Origin of the sequence: Collimonas sp. (assembly GCF_035566555.1) — a bacterium.
Classification (GTDB): Bacteria; Pseudomonadota; Gammaproteobacteria; order Burkholderiales; family Burkholderiaceae_D; genus Collimonas.
Genome location: NZ_DATMRB010000191.1, coordinates 21,411 through 36,292 on the forward strand (window position 1 = coordinate 21,411; position 14,882 = coordinate 36,292).

The window sequence follows — 14,882 nt, forward strand, 5'->3', positions numbered from 1 at the left end:
AAAGCGATAGGGCGTTGCGATGGAAACCTTGAATTTTCGTTTTGAACATGGCCAGCGCCAGCTGCCCGCTACCGCGCAGCTGTCGGGCGTGGTCAGCTCCGGCAACCTGGAAGTGCTGATCGAAGCGGCGCCGCTGAACGGCGCCTGTACCATTGAAATCAGGACCGCTGCGCGCGGCTTCGGCAAGATCTGGCAAGCGGTGCTGGGCGATTTCCAGCAGCGCTGGCAGCTGGCCGATGCGCGCATCGCCATCAACGACATGGGCGCCACGCCGGCGGTAGTCAGCCTGCGCCTGGACCAGGCAGTGGAAGCGGCGCTGGGAGGACAGCCATGAACAGTTACCTGGAAGCGCATGCGCGCGAGCGCCTGGATGCAGTGCTGGATCCGGGCAGTTTCCGCGAATTCCTGCCGCCCTCGCTACGTATCGTCAGCCCGCACCTGGGCCAGCTGGATGCACCGGTGTCGTTCGACGACGGCGTCGCGATAGGCGCCGGACAGCTGTTCGGCGAACCGATACTGGTGGCGGCGCAAGAGGGCGGTTTCATGGGCGGCGCCGTGGGCGAGGTGCATGGCGCCAAGCTGACCGGCCTGCTGCAGCGCGCGCTGCTGGAACGTCCGCACGCGGTTTTGCTGCTGCTGGAAAGCGGCGGCGTGCGCCTGCATGAAGCCAATGCCGGCCTGATCGCCGTCTCCGAAGTGATGCGCGCCTTGCTGGAAGTGCGCGCCGCCGGTATCCCGGTGATCGTGCTGGTGGGCGGCTCCAACGGCTGCTTCGGCGGCATGGGCATCGTCGCCTGCTGCGCCAATGCGATCGTGATGTCGGAAGAAGGGCGGCTGGCGATGTCCGGGCCGGAAGTGATAGAAACCGCCAACGGCGTCGAAGAATTCGATGCGCGCGACCGCGCGCTGGTCTGGCGCACCACTGGCGGCAAGCATCGCTACCTGCTGGGCGATTGCCAGATGCTGGTGGCCGACGACAGCGCCGCATTCCGGCAAGCAGCCTTTGAGCTGATGCAGGAATGCCATGCCGCAGCGGCGACCATTTCCTTGACGCTGGAAACGCTGGAAGCTGAACAACAGTTTTTGCAAGACCGCGTCGATGCCTTCGGCGCCGCGGTCGATCCGCTCGACATCTGGCAGAAAATCGGCCTCGCCGATGCCGCCAATCTGCCCATGCTGGAAGCCGACGCCTTTGTCGCCGCTACAGCGCAACTGCGACGGAGGCCTTGAATGGACTGGATCTCGTTAGCCGCGCAACTGTTCCCGCAAGGCCATACCATCGTCGAACAGGACAATTTCCTGACCGGCACGGCGCAGGTCGATGGCGCCACGGTAAGCGTGATCGGCAGCTGCGGCCATGCGCCTATCGGCGTCGAAATCGCTTTGCTGCAGGCGCAGGCAGTACTGGCCACGGTGCGCAATTTCCCGCAACAGCCTATCGTCATCCTGGTCGATACCCAGGGCCAGCGCCTGCGTCATCGCGATGAAATGCTGGGGATTAACAGCTACATGGCGCACCTGGGAAAATGCATGGCCCTGGCGCGCAGCCAGGGGCACAAGATTATCGGGCTGGTATACGACCAGGCCTTGTCGGGCGGCTTCATCACCAGCGGCATGATGGCCGACGCCTGCTACGCCTTGCCGCAGGCGACCATCCGCGTGATGGGCCTGCCGGCCATGGCGCGCATCACCAAGGTGCCGCTGGAACGGCTGACGGAACTGGCCAAGAGCAATCCGGTGTTTGCCCCAGGGCCGGTGAATTACCTGCAGATGGGCGGTATCGACGCGATCTGGGATGGCGATCTTGCCCTGCAACTGGCCGCAGCCCTGCGCGACGCCAGTCCGCAAGATCAGCGCAGTGCCGCCGGCCTGCAGCGCGGCGGCCGTAGCCAGGCCTTTCCGGTAGCGCAGGCGGTATTGGATCATGCGAACTGACATATTAACGCGCCATAGCCTGGCCTGGCTCAGCGCCGAAGGCTGGCAGCGTGCCGCGCTGGCGGCAACTGCGGACAAGCAGGCGACGCTGGCGCGCTGGCAGCAGGAAGACTGGCCGCTGGTGCTGCGGCGGCGCGCAGCCGATACGCCGCCAGACGAGTTGTGCCTGGGACTGGCGCTGCCGCCCGACGGCAATGGCGACAAGGCGAGAATTCCTTTGCAGGTCCAATTGACGGATGTGCAGCGATTTGCGGAGCCGCTCACCTTGCGCCAGGCGCTGGCGCATATGCCGTCCGGCTGGAGCGGCCCGCTGCGGGCCTTTGCCGGCGACTGCCTGCATAGCGGCATCGCCCTCAGGCTGTACGGTTCCTGGGCTTGGCAAATCCTGACCCGGCAAAGCTATGTCACCGCCAATTCCGATATCGACTTGTTGTTCACCCCTCGCAATGCGTCGGAATTTTCGCGCGGCATGGCCTTGCTGGCGCAGCACGCGGCACGCTTGCCGCTGGATGGCGAAGTCATTTTTCCGGATGGCCATGCGGTTGCCTGGAAGGAGTGCTGGCAAGCCTTGCAGGCCGGCGCTGAGGTCGGCGCCGCGGCGCGGGTGTTGGTGAAGACCGAGTCTGCGGTGCAGCTGCGCACGCTGGCCAGCCTGATGTCCAGCCTGGAGCCGGCATGAGTGCCGCCACCTGCCATGCCGGTCTGCGGCCGCCGACGTCACCCCAGTTGCGGCGGCAGAACCTGGCGCCGCACAGCTTGCGTCAGCAGCGGGCGTTTTGCCAGCAAGTAGCGCGGCTGGCCTTACGCAGCCTGTATCGCGAGCTGCAGTTATATCCTAAGCCTGGCCTGGTGTCCCTGGTGGACAACGGCAGTCATAGCGACATGGATGCCGGCACCTTCATGCGCAGCCTGTTTTCCCTGCGCCATTACTTCATTCGCGTCACGCAGGCCGGCATGGCCGGCAAGGAATTTTCCGCATTGCGCCAGCTTGGCATCGCTGCCGAGCGGACCATGCTGTCGGCGACAGCGGGGGTGAATACGCACAGAGGGGCGATTTTTTGCCTTGGCATGCTGTGCGCGGCAGCCGGTTATTGCCATGGCCGCGGCATGTCCCTGTCGGCGCCGGTCATCCGCGCCACGTTGCTGATACAGTGGGGCGATGCCTTGACCAGGCATATGCAGGAGAGGGCCTTAAGCGCGCATTGCACCGAACCTTCGCACGGCCGGCTGGCGGCGGAAAAATATGCGGTCAGCGGCGCCAGCGAAGAAGCGGCGCTAGGATTTCCGTCGCTGTTCGAGGCGGCTTTGCCGCGCTTCCTGTCGACGCTGGCTGCGGGGCGTGGCTATGACGCCGCTGCGGTCGACGCCTTGTTCGTGCTGATGGCCGCCATCAGCGACACCAATCTTTATTACCGCGGCGGTCCGGCAGCCGCCGACAAGGTAAAAACCTGTGCGCGGGCTTTCCTGGAAATGGGGGGCAGCGCCGCAAGTGATTGGCGCGAACACGCAATTAGTTGCCACAAAGTATTTATTCAGGATAAGCTGTCGCCCGGTGGCGCTGCCGATTTATTGGCAGCCACATATTTTCTGCATGGATTAAGCTACCTGCGCTGAGCGCGCGCTGACCTCCCCATGCAGATACCGTATCGACGAATATCTCTGGAGAATAAATGAAAGTGCATCAGAAGTTGTCTTTGGCTGTCAGCATCAGCGCGTTGAGCCTGTTTGGCTTGCTTGCAACTGGTAGCGCTAACGCTGAACCAGGCATTACCAGCAACACTATCGTGATCGGCCAGTCTGCCGGTTTCACCGGTACCGCGGCGGAAGAAGTGAAACAAGCTACTGCCGGCGCCCAACTGTATTTCGATATCGTCAACAAGCAAGGCGGCGTGTTTGGCCGCAAGATCGTGCTGGAATCGCTGGACGACGGCTTCGAACCGAAGCGCACCGTCGAGAACACCCGCAAGCTGCTCAACGAAAAGAACGCCTTCGCCCTGTTCCTGTACCGCGGCACGCCGACTACCGAATCGATCCTGGGCGCCATCAACGACGCCAAGGTGCCCCTGATTGCGCCAGTCAGCGGCGCAACTTCCTTGCATGAGCCTATGCAGCACTATCTGTTCAATGTGCGTTCCAAATACCGCGATGAAGTCGGCACGGCGATTGAACAGCTGTCGGGCATGGGTTTACAACGCTATGCGGTGCTGGTGTCCAACGATTCCTTCGGCAACGACGCGCTGGAAGGCTTGAAGCAGGCGATCAAGAAGCATAAGCTGCCGGAACCGGTGATCGCCAACTACGAACGCAATACGGTAGCGGTCGAAGGCGCGGTCAAGAAGATTTTCGACTCCAAGCCGCAGGCGGTGCTGATGATCTGCACCGCCAAGCCGTGCGCTGCCTTCATCAAGCAGTACCGCGAAGCCGGCGGCCAGCAGCAGCTGATCACCTTGTCCAACGTCAGCTCGCAAGTCTTCCTGCAAAGCCTGGGTAAAGATGCGCGCGGCCTCGGCATGACGCAGGTCTTTCCCAATCCGCGCAGCTCCAGCACGCAGATTTCCAAAGAATTCATGACCGCGCTGAAGACGCGTAGCGAACTGTCGGATTCCTATCCGACGCTGGAAGGCTATATTTCTGCCAAGGTGCTGGTGGAAGGCTTGCGCCGCGCCGGCAACAAGCCGACCCGCGAAAGCCTGGTCAGCGGCCTGGAAGGCATGGGCGGCTACGATATTGGCGGCATGTCCCTCAAGTATGGCCCGAACAGCCGCGACGGCCTGAATTTCATTGAACTGACCGTGATCGGCAAGGATGGCTACGTACTGCGCTAAGCAGCAATTGCAAGACAGCGCGGCGGGTCAGCCATGACGCCGCGGCTGGCCCTGCTATGTTCGGGGCAAGGCGGCCAGCATGCGGCGATGTTCGAACTGGCGCGGCGCGATGCGGCCAGCGCGCAGCTGCTTGATCAATGGTTAGCGCCGGTGCTGCCCGGCCTGTCGCTGCAAACAGTGCTGTCGGACCAGGATCTGCTGTTTTCCAACCGCCTGGCGCAGCCGCTGATCGTGGCGGCAACGGCCGCCATCTGGTCGGCTTTGCAGACGCAATTGCCAACTCCGGAACTGGTGGCCGGCTACAGCATCGGCGAACTGGCGGCCTGGCATGTCGCCGGCGCAGTGCCAGCGCCGCAGGCGATCGCCCTGGCGCAGGCAAGGGCGCAGTTGATGGACGCCTGCCTGCTGCCGCAGGCGCCGCAAGCGATGTTTGCCGTCAGCGGCATCGCCTTGCGGCCGCTGGCAAGCCTGCTGGCGTCGCAGCGGCTGCATGTGGCGATCGAGACCGATGCCGACAGCTGCGTCGCCGGCGGCCTGCAACAGGATTTGCTGAGCGCGACCGCGGAAATCGAAAGACTGGGCGGCAAAATCACACTGCTGCCGGTAACGGTGGCTTCGCACACACCCTTGATGGCCGCCGCAGTCGCGCCATTTGCGGATCAGCTGCGGCAGCAACTGACGCAGGACCCGGCGCTGCCGCTCTTGTCCGGATTGGACGCGCAGCTGCTGACAAAAAAAGAACAGGCGATAGAAGCGCTGTCGCAACAGCTGGCGCACACCATCCATTGGAGCGCCTGCATGGATGCCTGCGCCGAGCGCGGTGTCACGGCGGCGCTGGAACTGGGGCCGGGAGCGGCGCTGGCGCGCATGCTGGCGGCGCGCCATCCGCATATCGCTTGCCGTTCGGTGAGCGAGTTCCGTTCGCTGCAGGGCATCGTCGGCTGGCTGCAGCGCTTGTAAGGGCGCAACCGTTCAGGCTTGTTCCGCATGCGGCATCAGCCGCAGGAATGCGGCGATAAAGGCTGCCACCATGGGCGCGGCATCGCGCCGGTAAATCACGGCGACGTCCGACTGCGCATCTTGCGCAGGCAGTTGCAGAAAGCGGATGCCCGCCGGCGCGATTTCCTGCATGCTTTCCGGTACGATCGCTATTCCCAGATTGGCTTCAATCAGATTCAACAGGGACGCCTTGCGCGAAGTGGTGCGCGACGCCTTGGGGAAAAAATCATGGCGCATGCACAGCGCCGCCACCAGATAGCTGAGGCCGCCGCGATCCTTGTGCGGGACTGAGACAAAAAGCTCATCGCGCAGTTCGGCGATGCCGATCGCGCCTCTGCCGGCAAAGCGATGATCCTTGGACAGCGCCACCACCAGCTTTTCAGAAAACACTTTCTTGACCTGGATATTCGGCAGCTGGCGCAGTATCGGCAGGCGCACCATGCCGAAATCGGCGCGGCCTTCGTCGATATCCAGCGCCTGGTGCTCGGACGGCGCGCGGGAAAAGTCCAGCGATACGCCGGGAAACTGTATCAGCAGCCTGCTGAAGATGTCGCCCATGGCGGCTGACAAGGTCACCGAACTGGAATGCAGCACGCGGATCCGGCCTTGCTCGCCCTTGCCGACCTGATGCGCCTGGACGATGGCGTCTTCGATGTCTTCCAGGATCCGTTTACTTCTTTCGTAAAACAGCTGTCCGGCCTCGGTCAGTTCGATATGGCGCGAATCGCGCTGCAGCAGGCTGACCTGCATGTCGGTTTCCAGCTCCTTCATTTGCCGGCTCAGCGCCGATTGTGCGATGAACAGATGTTCGGCGGCGCGCGTATAGCTGCCGGCGTCGACAATTTCCACGAAATACTTGAGCTGTCTGAGTGAAATCATTGTTATGCCGTTTCGAGATAGATGCGCGCCATATTCTGTATTGGCGCTGGCCGCGCTTGTAACGCTACAGTGCAGGCATGCGCCGCGGCTGCCACCGCTGCAAAGCTGTTTTACCTTGGCTTTCCGAGACGGTCAACATAAAAATCGATGGCGCCCACGCCATGACGATAAGGGGATTCTCATGCTTGAATTATTACTTTTTGCGATCGGCGCGTGCGGCGTTGCGATCAGCATTTTCGCCAACATCATCATTGGACAGTGCGGCGATGCGGCGGATGCGGAGCGCGCGCCCGAAGCCGGCAAGCCGAAGCAGCGGGCGCTGTTTGGCAAGCCCGGCAGGAACGACACGGAGGCGCCGGCAGACAATTGAAACCTTCTGCATGCCTGCGCCATTTCTGCTAATGTTGTCGGGTTTTCGCCATTTCCCCGGAGCGCGCGATGCAGTCCTCATCTTCACTTTTCCGTGCCAGCAGACCAGTGTTCCTGTTGCCGCTGTTGCTGGCCTGCTGGATTGCCAGCCCGGCGCACGCCGGCCAGGCCGATGACGAACAGGTGACCGGCAGCGGCGGCAAGCTTCTGCGCTATAGCTCCAGCCAGGTAGCGGTGGATCTGAGCGAGCAGGAGAGAGCGGACCTAAACCGCCTGCGCGATCAGGTATTCCAGCAGAGCAGCGCCGCCGTGCTGGCTGCCGCGGCAGCCGAGCTCAAGACGCTGGGCTACGGTACGGTGGCGGTCGATCCGGATTTCCATCTGATCGAGGGACAGCATGATCAGGCGCTGGTGAGTAAAGGGCGTGAAATATTGCGTGGCATCTTGAAGTCGAAGATGGGCTTGCCCGGCAAGCCCGATCATAAATCCACCCAAGCCTTGATCGTCGTCAAACCTCTTGCAGCCGATGCAGGAGTCAAAGTCAGAGTCAGATTCCGCAGCACCACCTGGGATAGCAACGGCGATTCCCGCACCAAGACGGATACCGATGCGGCGATGTATGAAGAATTCTTTTCCGGGTTAAAAAAGCCTTGCAGAGCGGTGCGCAAAGCGGCGGCTGACAGTGCTGCGTCGATACGCGCAGTTGTTAATATTTGCGCATAGGGTATCAGTACATACAGGTCTGTATACGGCTGCGCCGCCGCAGGAAATAAATTTCACGACCTTGCCGCTGGCGACCTTGAATACCACGCTTTCTTTGCATATATTGATGTACGACAACAAATTATCACCCGTTTCACCACTTCCTTTCAGTCCGTAAAACACACTTGCACATGCATGACTGACTCAGGCCGAGCCCGCTGGCTTTTCCTGTGCGACGTCAATATTTCCGCGATAAGCGCCTGCCGCTTGTCTCGGCTGAGCTGCTTATTGTCCGCTGCCGGCAGCGTCGATGAACATCACTTGCGAGGACTACATGTCGATTAAACGAAAACTATGGTTTGGCCTGGCCGTTTCCCTACAGCTGTGTGCGCTGGCGTTTGCTGCCCATCAGGCCGTGGCGCAAGAGGCGCCCGATGCCGTGATGGCGCGGCCGCCGGTCGACCAGCCTTATAACGACAAGACCCTGTACGGCTTCGGCGCCGGCGATGCGCTTGCCGCCGCGCAGGTAACGGAAAGCGCTGCGGTCACCCACGACAGTATTTCGATCAACGGCAAAACCATTCGCTACACGGCGACCGCCGGCCACCTGACCGCGGCCGATCCGAAAACCGGCAAACCGGAAGCATCGATTTTCTATGTTGCCTATACCGCCGACAAGCAAAACACCGGCAAGCGGCCGGTCACTTTTTTCTATAACGGCGGCCCGGGTTCTTCCTCGGTATGGCTGCACCTCGGCTCTTTCAGCCCCAAGCGCATCGTCACCGGCGACCCGGCCACCACGCAGCCGCTGCCGTTTCCTTTTGTCGACAACAAGCAAAGCCTGATTGACACTACCGACATGGTGTTCATCGACGCGGTCGGCACCGGCTTTTCAGAAGCCATCAGCCCCAACACCAACCAGACTTTCTGGGGCGTGGACAGCGATGCGGCGGTGTTCCGCGATTTCATCACGCGCTATCTGAACGTCAACCATCGGCTGGAATCGCCCAAATATCTGTATGGCGAATCGTATGGCACGCCGCGCACCGATGTCCTCGCCAACCTGCTGGAAATGGGCGGCACCAAGCTGACCGGCGTGGTGCTGCAATCGGCGATCCTCAACTACAACTCGAACGCCGACTTCAACGGCGGCTCGTATGGACCGTACTTCCCCGGCTACGCGGCAGTCGGCGCTTATTTCAAGCTGGTGACGCCGCCTCCCGCCAACCTCACCACGTTCGCCAAGCAGATGCGCACTTTCGTGGCAGGCATCTACGAACCGGCAGTGGACGCCTTCCTGGCGTCGAACACCCAGCCATCGCCCAATCTGCTGAACCAGCTGTTCTTCAACAGCGGTTATCCGGCGGCGCTCTGGAAGGCCGATTTCAACCTGGATGAAACCACCTTCAGGTCCAATCTGATTCCCGGTTCGCTGCTCGGGCGTTATGACGGCCGGGTGGTCGCGGTCAACGGCAGCCCGCTGGCGGCTGACGGCGACCCCTCCAGCACCTTGATCACGCAGCCGTTCACCGACCGCATGAACGACTATCTGCCGCATGGTTTGAAATACACCGCGGTCTCGACCTACAATATAGAAAACGGCGACACCATCCAGGACTGGGTCTGGACCCACGACGGCTTGTACCTGCCCGACACGATTCCCGATCTGGCGGCAGCGATCTACCAGAATCCCAAGCTCAAGGTGTTGTCGGAGAACGGCTACCACGACCTCGCCACGCCTTTCTACAACACCGAGCTGGACCTGGGACGGCTAGGCCCGATTTCCGGCCTGCAGATTACGCATTATCGCGGCGGCCACATGATTTATCTGTTCGACCCGTCGCGCCTGCTGATGAAAGGCGACCTGGTACGGTACTACGACAGCCGCTCATGATGCACCTGGATCTTTTCCCCATCCTGCAGGCTGTTCAACCAGATACCTATTGGAGTTGACATGAAATCATTACTGACATTCCTGGCCATCGCGGCCGTCATCTTGGCGCCCGCAGTGCAGGCGCAAAGCACCGTCAATGCTGCCACCACGCCTACCCGGCAAGGGATGGCGCAGCTGGGCGACCCGTATGTGCCGGCGCACGTCAAGGCCGCTGCCCGGGTAGCGGCCACGCCGGCTGCGGCCGGCGCCTCGCTGCAAGAACGGGCCTTGCAGAAACTGCAAGCGAAGTTCAGCGAAGCGGACAGCAACCATAGCGGTTCCGTGACCAAGGCTCAGGCCCAGCAGGCAGGCTTCGGTTTTGTCGCCAACAATTTCGAGCAGATCGACGTCAGCCACGCCGGCCGCGTCACTTTCGATAACGTCAAGAGCTATATGCGCGCCAACGGCGCGAATTTCTAGGATTTTCCTGGCGCCTGGGTCGCGACGAAGGTTTGCAGGAAGTCGATGAAGGCGCGCACCTTTTCGGGCACGTGGCGAGTGTCTGGATAGACTGCGTATACCCCTTGCGCAGGAAAGCGGTGATCCGGCAGCAGCTGCCGCAGACGCTTGCTGCGGATGTCCGGCGCCACCAGCCATTGCGGCAGCAGGGCCACGCCGGCGCCATGGATGGCAAACTGGCGCAGGGCGTCGGCCGAATCGGCGACGGTCATGCTGCGCGTATCGACTTCCAGCATCACCAGCTCGCCGGCGGGTGTCTGTACCTGCCAGCGGGGCGGCAAGGGCAGGCGGCTGTGACCCAGCCATTGCATCTGCTCCAGCGCCGCCAGTGAATCCGGCTGGCCGGCCGCATGGCGTTTCAGATAGGCCGGAGCAGCCACCGCCAGGATTTCAAACTTCTCGATCAGCGCGGCACGGTAGCTGGAGTCGCGTAGCTGGCCCAGCCGGATCGCCACGTCGAAACGCTCAGAGATGAGATCGGCCGGCAAGGATGACGAAGCATGCTGGATCTGCAGCTGCGGATGGGCCAGCGCAAAAGCCGCCAGCGCCGGCACCACCATGCGCAAGCCATATTCCGCAGTGCTTGTGACGCGTAAGCTGCCGCTCAGGCCGCCATGGTTCTTGCGCGCCTCATCGATGGCCTGCCGGGCCTGTTCGAGCACGCGCAGGCAATCCTGGTAAAAGCGCTGTCCCACCTCGGTAACCTCCAGCCGGCGCGTGCTGCGGGTCAGTAGCGCCACCCCCAGTTCCGTCTCCAGCTGCTTGATGTTGAAGCTGACTACCGCCTTGCTCTGCGCCAGCTGGCTGGCGGCCGCGGTAAAGGAACCCGCCTGGACTACGGCGACGAAGGCATTCAATCGATTCAGGCTGACCATGTTGAGGAATTTTATTGTCAATATTTATTTGACAGTGTAATCGTTAAAAGGCTGTTTCGCACACTAATCACCGCTGCTAAGCTGCGCTCTTTCCTGTCGCGGAGCGGTCTCATGCAATATCGGAAGAAAGTCGCCGCAATCTATCTGCTGGGTTTTTTCGTCGACCTGGTCAACATGTTCATTGCCAATGTCGCTTACCCGGACATCGCACGCGCTTTTGGCGCCAGCGTGGCCGAGCTGGCCTGGGTCAGTAACGCTTACATCCTCGGCCTGACGCTGGTGATTCCGCTCAGCGCCTGGCTGGCCAGGACCTATGGCAGCAAACGCATATTCATGGCTTCGCTGGCGCTGTTCCTGATCGCCACGGTGGGCGCCGGCGCAGCCGCTTCGCTGGCGGCGCTGATCGGCTGGCGCCTGCTACAGGGCCTGGGCGGCGGCTTGCTGATTCCGGTCGGGCAGACGTTGGCGTATCGGCTCTATCAGCCACGGGAACGCGCCGGCCTGTCCAGCATGATCATGCTGGTTGGCTTGCTGGCGCCGGCGTTGTCGCCGGCATTGGGCGGCTGGATCGTCGATACGCTCGGCTGGCGCTGGCTATTCTTTCTCAACCTGCCGCTGGCGGCACTGGCGTTGGCAATGGCCGGCTGCTGGCTGCGGCCGGAGCCAGCCGGTGCGGTATGCTCGCCGCTGGATATCGACGGCCTGGCCTGCGCCAGCCTGGCGCTCCTGCTGATCCTGTCCGGGCTGAGCACGCTAGGCAACGCCGGCCAGCAAGCTGTGGGCTGCGCCGTGCTGGCGGCCGGATTGCTGATCTTCATCCGCTACGTGCGCGGCAGCTCGCGCAAGCTCCATCCCATTCTCAACCTGACTCTGCTGCGTGATCCCTTGCTGAAGCTGGCGATGCTGATCTATCTGCTGATTCCGGGAGTATTCATGGGGGTGAGCCTGCTTGCCATGTTTTACCTGCAAGGAGTACTCGGCATGTCGGCGTCACGCACCGGCGCGCTGATGCTGCCATGGGCGCTGGCGGCATTCCTGGCGATCAGCCTGACCGGCAAGCGGTTCAACCGCTACGGCCCGCGTCCCTTGTTCCAGCTCGGCGCGCTGGCGCACGGCGGCGGCATCGCGCTGTTGCTGGGGGTGACGCAAGCGGGCCAGCTGCCCTTGCTGACAGCTGCCTACATGCTGATGGGCTTCGGCGGCAGCCTGGCCAGCAGCGCTGCCCAAAGCACCGCTTTCCTGCAGACTGCTGACGAGCATCTGGGACAGGCCAGCGCACTATGGAACATCAATCGCCAGCTCAGTTTTTGCCTCGGCGTGGCGCTGCTGGGCGTGCTGTTCAACCTGCTGCTGGCCTGGGACGGCACGGTTGAGTTAAGCGGCATGTACCAGAGCCGGCACGCCATGCACGTGTTCCACAGCTGCTTTGCGGTGGCGGCGGCCAGCAGCCTGCTTCCTGTGCTGCTGTCGCTGCGCATCAAGAATTCGGAAATCCTGCAGTTCCTGCGTCAATAAACCCATGAGAGAGTCCCATATGCACCAGACACATCCGGCATTTACTGAAGTCGTCGATACCTGCGAATCGATCCAGCAGTTTTTCAGCGGCGCCGATACCGGCGCGGCGGCTTGCGCCAAGCTGCTGGCCCATTTTTCCAGCGACTTTTCGATGATAAGCCCCGGCGGCCAGCAACTTGATTACCCGGCGCTTGCCGGATTTTTCAGGCAGGCCGCAGGCAGCAAGCCCGGCCTGCGGATTGACGTTACGGATATCGTACTGCTGCATGAAAATGAGCTGGCGGTGGTTTTAGTCTACAAGGAAGCGCAGGCTTTCAGCGACGGCAGCGCCAACCTGCGTTTTGCCACAGCGCTGTTCGACAAAACAATGGATGGGCGTCTTTTGTGGCGGCATTTGCATGAGACGATGCAGTAGCAACAGCGCTGTAACGACGCTGGATTATCTGGCGCAATGCCGCTGCCATGCATCTGGTCGCCTGAACTGGCCGGCCGCAGCATCGGCGCTATCTATGGCGCTGCGACCGGCCGCGCGGGCAGGAGTACCTCCACCGCATGCTCGCGCCGGTCGTCCACCAGCGTAATGGCGCCGTCTGCCTGTATCACATCGTCGACCTTGAGGTGGCCGGCGCCGCCATCGGCAACGCCCTGGTGCAGTGCGATCTGGTAGGTGGTGTCGCGATAGCGGTAAGCCAGGCGGCAGGAGGTCCAGTTGTCCGGCAGGCAGGGCATTACATGCAGCTTGTCGCCGGCCAGCTGCAGTCCGAGCAGGGATTCGACGATCAGGCGATACATCCAGCCGGCCGATCCGGTATACCAGGTCCAGCCGCCGCGGCCGATATGCGGCGCGCCGGCGTAGACATCGGCGGCGACCACATACGGTTCGACCTTGTAGCGGGCCACCTTGCCCGCAGTCTTGCCATGGTTGAGCGGATTGATCAGCCGCATCAGTTCCCAGGCGCGCTTCTGGTCGCCGAGCTTGGCGAAGGCCATCACGGTCCAGATCGCCGCGTGGGTGTACTGGCCGCCATTCTCACGCACGCCTGGCACGTAGCCGCGGATGTAGCCGGGGTTCTGGTCGGATTTGTCGAACGGCGGGTCGAGCAGCTGGATGATGCCGTCCTTGCGCCGCACCAGGCGCTCGTCCACCGCCTGCATCGCCGTCAGGCTGCGCTGGGGATCGCCGCCGCCAGACAGCACTGACCAGCTTTGAGAAATCGAATCGATCTGGCATTCGACATTCTTGGCCGAACCCAGCGGCGTGCCGTCGTCGAAATAGGCGCGCCGGTACCAGCCGCCGTCCCAGCCGTTGGCGGCGATGTTTTTCTTCAGCTTGGCGGCCTCAGTCAGGCAACGCTCGACGAAAGCCTGATCCTGGCGAGCGGCGGCGATTTCGGCAAAATTGGTGAGTACGTCGTACAGGAAGAAGCTGAGCCAGACGCTTTCGCCTTTGCCTTTTTCGCCGACCTTGTCCATGCCGTCGTTCCAGTCGCACGAGCCCATCAGCGACAAGCCATGCACGCCGAAGCGCAGGCCGTGTTCGATGGCGCGCACGCAATGGACGTACAGCGTCGCCACTTCGCTGGAGCGGCCCGGCAGGTCGTAATAGGAATCTTCATCCGGGTTCACCGCCCGGCCTTCAAGGAAGTGTGCGGTTTCGTCCAGTACGGTGGTGTCGCCGGTCGTGCTGACGTAGCGATGTGCTGCCAGCGGCAGCCACAGGAAATCGTCGGAACAATGGGTACGGACGCCGCGGTCGGTAGGCGGATGCCACCAGTGCTGGGCGTCGCCCTCGACGAATTGATGGGCCGCGCACAGCAGCAGATGCTCGCGCAGCAGCTGCGGCTGGTTGTGCACCAGCGCCATGGCGTCCTGCAGCTGGTCGCGGAAACCGAAAGCGCCGCCGGACTGATAGTAGCCGCTGCGCGCCCACAGGCGGCAAGAGATCACCTGGTACATCAGCCAGCCGTTGGCCAGCAAGTTCAGTGCGGGATCCGGCGTTTCTATCTGTACTGCACCCAAGGTGCGTTCCCAGAAGGCATGCACCGCCTGCAACGCGCTGTGCGCCGCAGCCGCGCCGCGGTGGCGCTGCAGCAGTTCGCCCAGGTTGGTTTGACGGGTATCGGCGACACCCAGGACAAAGACGATTTCGCGCTGCTGGCCGGGGCTGAGCTCGAACTGCTGCTGGGTCGCCGCACACGGGTCGAGCCCGGCGCCGACCTTGCCGGACAGACGTATCCGCTCCATCGCCGCCGGACTTTGCAGGGAGCCGTTGCGGCCGACGAATTCGTAGCGGTCGCCGCTGACGCTGCGGCTGCCGCCGTCGACATCGAAGAAGGCGGTGCGGTCGGTGAACTCGGTATTGTAGGGATTGCGCGCCAGCAGGGCGCCGCT

General features: G+C 62.3%; 16 protein-coding genes. 13 read left to right on the forward strand and 3 right to left on the reverse strand.

All coding sequences use genetic code 11. The features are described 5' to 3' along the window. Positions 1–19: 19 nt before the first annotated feature. From mdcC to VNZ65_RS23980, 7 genes are read left to right on the forward strand one after another with little or no spacing between them, the layout of a single operon-like run. Entirely contained in the window at positions 20–334 is a 315-nt protein-coding gene (gene mdcC / locus VNZ65_RS23950; RefSeq protein WP_325673564.1) for a malonate decarboxylase acyl carrier protein, read from the forward strand. Further along, positions 331–1,230 (forward strand): biotin-independent malonate decarboxylase subunit beta, encoded by a 900-nt coding sequence (locus tag VNZ65_RS23955; RefSeq protein WP_325673566.1) that lies wholly within the window; start codon positions 331–333, stop codon positions 1,228–1,230. The genes mdcC and VNZ65_RS23955 overlap by 4 nt, the downstream gene beginning before the upstream one ends. Further along, complete coding sequence (mdcE, locus tag VNZ65_RS23960) at positions 1,231–1,935, forward strand: biotin-independent malonate decarboxylase subunit gamma (RefSeq protein WP_325673568.1); 705 nt, start codon at positions 1,231–1,233, stop codon at positions 1,933–1,935. Continuing rightward, the gene (gene mdcG / locus VNZ65_RS23965) at positions 1,925–2,614 is read left to right on the forward strand and encodes a malonate decarboxylase holo-[acyl-carrier-protein] synthase (protein WP_325673570.1); all 690 of its coding nucleotides are present in this window, start codon (positions 1,925–1,927) and stop codon (positions 2,612–2,614) included. Before mdcE ends, mdcG begins: the two co-directional genes overlap by 11 nt. Further along, positions 2,611–3,549 (forward strand): triphosphoribosyl-dephospho-CoA synthase MdcB, encoded by a 939-nt coding sequence (mdcB, locus tag VNZ65_RS23970; RefSeq protein WP_325673572.1) that lies wholly within the window; start codon positions 2,611–2,613, stop codon positions 3,547–3,549. Before mdcG ends, mdcB begins: the two co-directional genes overlap by 4 nt. Positions 3,550–3,605: 56 nt before the next feature. Continuing rightward, on the forward strand, positions 3,606–4,760 hold the full coding sequence (locus VNZ65_RS23975; protein ID WP_325673574.1) for an ABC transporter substrate-binding protein: 1,155 nt from the start codon (positions 3,606–3,608) through the stop codon (positions 4,758–4,760). Positions 4,761–4,793: 33 nt separating this feature from the next. Further along, positions 4,794–5,720 (forward strand): ACP S-malonyltransferase, encoded by a 927-nt coding sequence (locus tag VNZ65_RS23980; protein WP_325673576.1) that lies wholly within the window; start codon positions 4,794–4,796, stop codon positions 5,718–5,720. Positions 5,721–5,732: 12 nt separating this feature from the next. Here the strand turns inward: VNZ65_RS23980 and VNZ65_RS23985 are convergent, their stop codons facing one another. Next, positions 5,733–6,638 (reverse strand): LysR family transcriptional regulator, encoded by a 906-nt coding sequence (locus VNZ65_RS23985; RefSeq protein WP_325673578.1) that lies wholly within the window; start codon positions 6,636–6,638, stop codon positions 5,733–5,735. 181 nt (positions 6,639–6,819) lie between these two features. Between VNZ65_RS23985 and VNZ65_RS23990 the strand changes: the two genes are divergently transcribed. The 4 genes from VNZ65_RS23990 (at position 6,820) to VNZ65_RS24005 (ending at position 10,062) form a co-directional block, all read left to right on the forward strand. Then, positions 6,820–7,008, forward strand: a complete 189-nt coding sequence (locus tag VNZ65_RS23990) for a hypothetical protein (protein WP_325673579.1) — start codon at positions 6,820–6,822, stop codon at positions 7,006–7,008. Between the two features lie 107 nt (positions 7,009–7,115). Further along, positions 7,116–7,730, forward strand: coding sequence for a hypothetical protein (locus VNZ65_RS23995; protein WP_325673581.1), 615 nt, complete (start codon positions 7,116–7,118; stop codon positions 7,728–7,730). Between the two features lie 421 nt (positions 7,731–8,151). Further along, a complete protein-coding gene (locus tag VNZ65_RS24000; protein WP_414649210.1) occupies positions 8,152–9,603 on the forward strand; it encodes a S10 family peptidase in 1,452 nt (483 codons plus the stop codon). 60 nt (positions 9,604–9,663) lie between these two features. Then, on the forward strand, positions 9,664–10,062 hold the full coding sequence (locus VNZ65_RS24005) for an EF-hand domain-containing protein (RefSeq protein ID WP_325673585.1): 399 nt from the start codon (positions 9,664–9,666) through the stop codon (positions 10,060–10,062). On the opposite strand, the gene VNZ65_RS24010 is transcribed toward VNZ65_RS24005, so the two are convergent. Then, complete coding sequence (locus VNZ65_RS24010; RefSeq protein ID WP_325673593.1) at positions 10,059–10,976, reverse strand: LysR family transcriptional regulator; 918 nt, start codon at positions 10,974–10,976, stop codon at positions 10,059–10,061. The two genes, VNZ65_RS24005 and VNZ65_RS24010, sit on opposite strands and share 4 nt — an antisense overlap. A gap of 111 nt (positions 10,977–11,087) precedes the next feature. On the opposite strand from VNZ65_RS24010, the gene VNZ65_RS24015 reads away from it, so the two are divergent. Both VNZ65_RS24015 and VNZ65_RS24020 read left to right on the forward strand, forming a co-directional pair. Beyond that, positions 11,088–12,491, forward strand: coding sequence for an MFS transporter (locus VNZ65_RS24015; protein WP_325673587.1), 1,404 nt, complete (start codon positions 11,088–11,090; stop codon positions 12,489–12,491). Between the two features lie 19 nt (positions 12,492–12,510). Continuing rightward, entirely contained in the window at positions 12,511–12,906 is a 396-nt protein-coding gene (locus VNZ65_RS24020) for a polyketide cyclase (RefSeq protein ID WP_325673589.1), read from the forward strand. Positions 12,907–12,998: 92 nt separating this feature from the next. Here the strand turns inward: VNZ65_RS24020 and VNZ65_RS24025 are convergent. After that, positions 12,999–14,882, reverse strand: a 1,884-nt coding sequence (locus VNZ65_RS24025) for a GH36-type glycosyl hydrolase domain-containing protein (protein ID WP_414649209.1), incomplete at its 5' end; no start/stop codon positions are given.

What these genes read in the sequence shown, in the direction of transcription:
- mdcE (WP_325673568.1), top strand. Translation starts at nt 1,231, where the DNA reads ATGGACTGGATCTCGTTAGCCGCGCAACTGTTCCCGCAAGGCCATACC.
- VNZ65_RS24000 (WP_414649210.1), top strand. Translation starts at nt 8,152, where the DNA reads ATGGCGCGGCCGCCGGTCGACCAGCCTTATAACGACAAGACCCTGTAC.
- mdcC (WP_325673564.1), top strand. Translation starts at nt 20, where the DNA reads ATGGAAACCTTGAATTTTCGTTTTGAACATGGCCAGCGCCAGCTGCCC.
- VNZ65_RS23955 (WP_325673566.1), top strand. Translation starts at nt 331, where the DNA reads ATGAACAGTTACCTGGAAGCGCATGCGCGCGAGCGCCTGGATGCAGTG.
- VNZ65_RS23990 (WP_325673579.1), top strand. Translation starts at nt 6,820, where the DNA reads ATGCTTGAATTATTACTTTTTGCGATCGGCGCGTGCGGCGTTGCGATC.
- VNZ65_RS23985 (WP_325673578.1), bottom strand. Translation starts at nt 6,638, where the DNA reads ATGATTTCACTCAGACAGCTCAAGTATTTCGTGGAAATTGTCGACGCC.
- VNZ65_RS24015 (WP_325673587.1), top strand. Translation starts at nt 11,088, where the DNA reads ATGCAATATCGGAAGAAAGTCGCCGCAATCTATCTGCTGGGTTTTTTC.
- VNZ65_RS24010 (WP_325673593.1), bottom strand. Translation starts at nt 10,976, where the DNA reads ATGGTCAGCCTGAATCGATTGAATGCCTTCGTCGCCGTAGTCCAGGCG.
- mdcB (WP_325673572.1), top strand. Translation starts at nt 2,611, where the DNA reads ATGAGTGCCGCCACCTGCCATGCCGGTCTGCGGCCGCCGACGTCACCC.
- mdcG (WP_325673570.1), top strand. Translation starts at nt 1,925, where the DNA reads ATGCGAACTGACATATTAACGCGCCATAGCCTGGCCTGGCTCAGCGCC.
- VNZ65_RS23975 (WP_325673574.1), top strand. Translation starts at nt 3,606, where the DNA reads ATGAAAGTGCATCAGAAGTTGTCTTTGGCTGTCAGCATCAGCGCGTTG.
- VNZ65_RS24005 (WP_325673585.1), top strand. Translation starts at nt 9,664, where the DNA reads ATGAAATCATTACTGACATTCCTGGCCATCGCGGCCGTCATCTTGGCG.
- VNZ65_RS24020 (WP_325673589.1), top strand. Translation starts at nt 12,511, where the DNA reads ATGCACCAGACACATCCGGCATTTACTGAAGTCGTCGATACCTGCGAA.
- VNZ65_RS23980 (WP_325673576.1), top strand. Translation starts at nt 4,794, where the DNA reads ATGACGCCGCGGCTGGCCCTGCTATGTTCGGGGCAAGGCGGCCAGCAT.